This is a genomic window from Streptomyces corallincola (genome assembly GCF_019104725.1).
In the GTDB taxonomy this organism is placed as follows: Bacteria; Actinomycetota; Actinomycetes; order Streptomycetales; family Streptomycetaceae; genus Streptomyces; species Streptomyces corallincola.
In genome coordinates, this window is record NZ_JAHRXF010000091.1 from 1 (window position 1) to 1,853 (window position 1,853).

Consider the following 1,853-nt stretch of genomic DNA (forward strand, 5'->3'; position numbering starts at 1 on the left):
ACCGCCGGTCCGAGCACCACCCGGAGTGCGCCGCTCAGGCTGCGCGGCGGGGCCATCGGGGCGGAGGCGGAGATGCATCGCTGGAGGGTGCAGTATCCCGCGTACGTCCGCCGCTTGGAGGAGCTCGATCTCGACAATCCCGTCGCCGAGAGCCGCAGCTTCTACGTGGTGATCGAGTCCCCCGCGGACGGCCCGTTGATCGAGATCGTCAGCAAGCCGCTCGCCGTGGTCCCCGGCGATGTCGGACGGCCCACCCCCGAAGAGTTCTTCCACGACTTCACCGAGCTGCGCGCACGCCTCGCCCAACTGGGCGACGACCTGGCTGACGACCCCGAAACCTCGGCGCGGTTCGAGGACTTCTTCGCCGCACCCGAGTTCCTCCTCTCACCTGCCATGCGCGACGCGGTGCTCGTCCCCGCTCCCGGGGTGCACGACCGCATCGACCACCACCTCACCGCCGGGATACCCGTCAGCGAACTGCACGGCTTCCTGTCGTACGTCCATGACAGCGCTCCGCCGGGCATGCTCGGCGCCACCCTCCCCCTCAAGGCCGGCCTCGACATCGGCAATGAGGCCGCCGCCCTGTATCTCCGCGACGCCGTCTCCGAACTGGCGCCCTTCGACCCCCGACTCGTCGCCCTGGCAGGGCCCGCCGTGGAGATCGCCGAGGTACGCGGGTTCCTGGCACTCGTCTACACCCAGGTCTACGCCCTCGGGTCCTGGGATGCGGCATGGCAAGCCAAGCCCGAGAACACGTACATGGGCGTGGTCAAGTCCTACATGACCGTGGCGTCCCGCGTCTCGCTCGCCGGCATCCGGGCCAGCCTGTCCAACGACGTGCAGAGGTTCCTCGCCCGCCACGCCGACGAGATCAAGGACATGATGCGCCAGCGCGCCACGTCCGAACTGCCCACCGCCTTCCCCTGGGCCATACCTCCCGCACAACTCGCGTGGTTCAACCTGCTCAACGTCCAGTTGGCGTCCATGCCCTCGATCAGCACCTGGCTGGACACCGCGCTGACCCCCCAGCCGGCCCACGTTCTGGCACAGACCACCCAGAACGTTCTGCTCGGCATGCACACCACCTTCGAGACCCTGGACACCAACGAAGGCCGGCTCGAACTCCCCCTCGCCCTCATCGAACTCCGCTACTTCGGACCCGAAGGCCCCTCCAACGCCGTATTCCGGAGACTCATCGAGCAGTTGGCGAACGCGGCCAGCAACTTCTACGGCCGGGCGCTCAATCGCCGGACCACGCCCGTGGCGGAACTCCAGCACGCCGCGCAGACCCTGCAAGCCGTCGTCAACACGGCACGCTTCGAGACCCGCGCCCTGCACACCCTCCTGGCCGCCGTCGCCGAAGCCGAACCCGTGGTGCGGCTGGGGGTCCGCGGTGGATTCATCCTGAGCGACGAAGACGTGCGCCAGATCTCCCAGGGCGTCCTCGCCGTGATCGCGCTCAGAAACAACCAGGTCACCAACCAGACACTCACCTTGATCCAGTCCGCCCTGGCCTCCCTGAACCGCGCCGTCAACGGGCTCGCCGGGCTGGTCCCCCCGTCCCGAGCGGCACGAGCCGCCCTCGAACAGACCGTGAACGCCGCCCGCCAGCTCCGGAGGTACCTCGACCCCGAGGTGACCCGCGCCGCCGACGGCCGCAACATCAGCCGCCTGCGCAACGACGTCAACCTCCAGCTCCACCGCTGGAACCAACCCGCAGTCGACGACACCCACGTCCTCAACCTCTACAACCGCCTCCCCGCCAGCCTCACCAGCCAGCCCGACAACACCGTCGCCTACGAAATCGCCGGCCTCGTCGTGGACCCCAACCGAGCCCTCCGACTCCCCGGCGG

Annotated in this window: 1 protein-coding gene; it reads left to right on the top strand. The window is 68.9% G+C overall.

The annotated features are described in order from the left end of the window. Positions 1–72 precede the first annotated feature (72 nt). The coding region (locus tag KUM39_RS27890; RefSeq protein WP_217788562.1) for a hypothetical protein at positions 73–1,853 on the top strand (1,781 nt) is incomplete at its 3' end.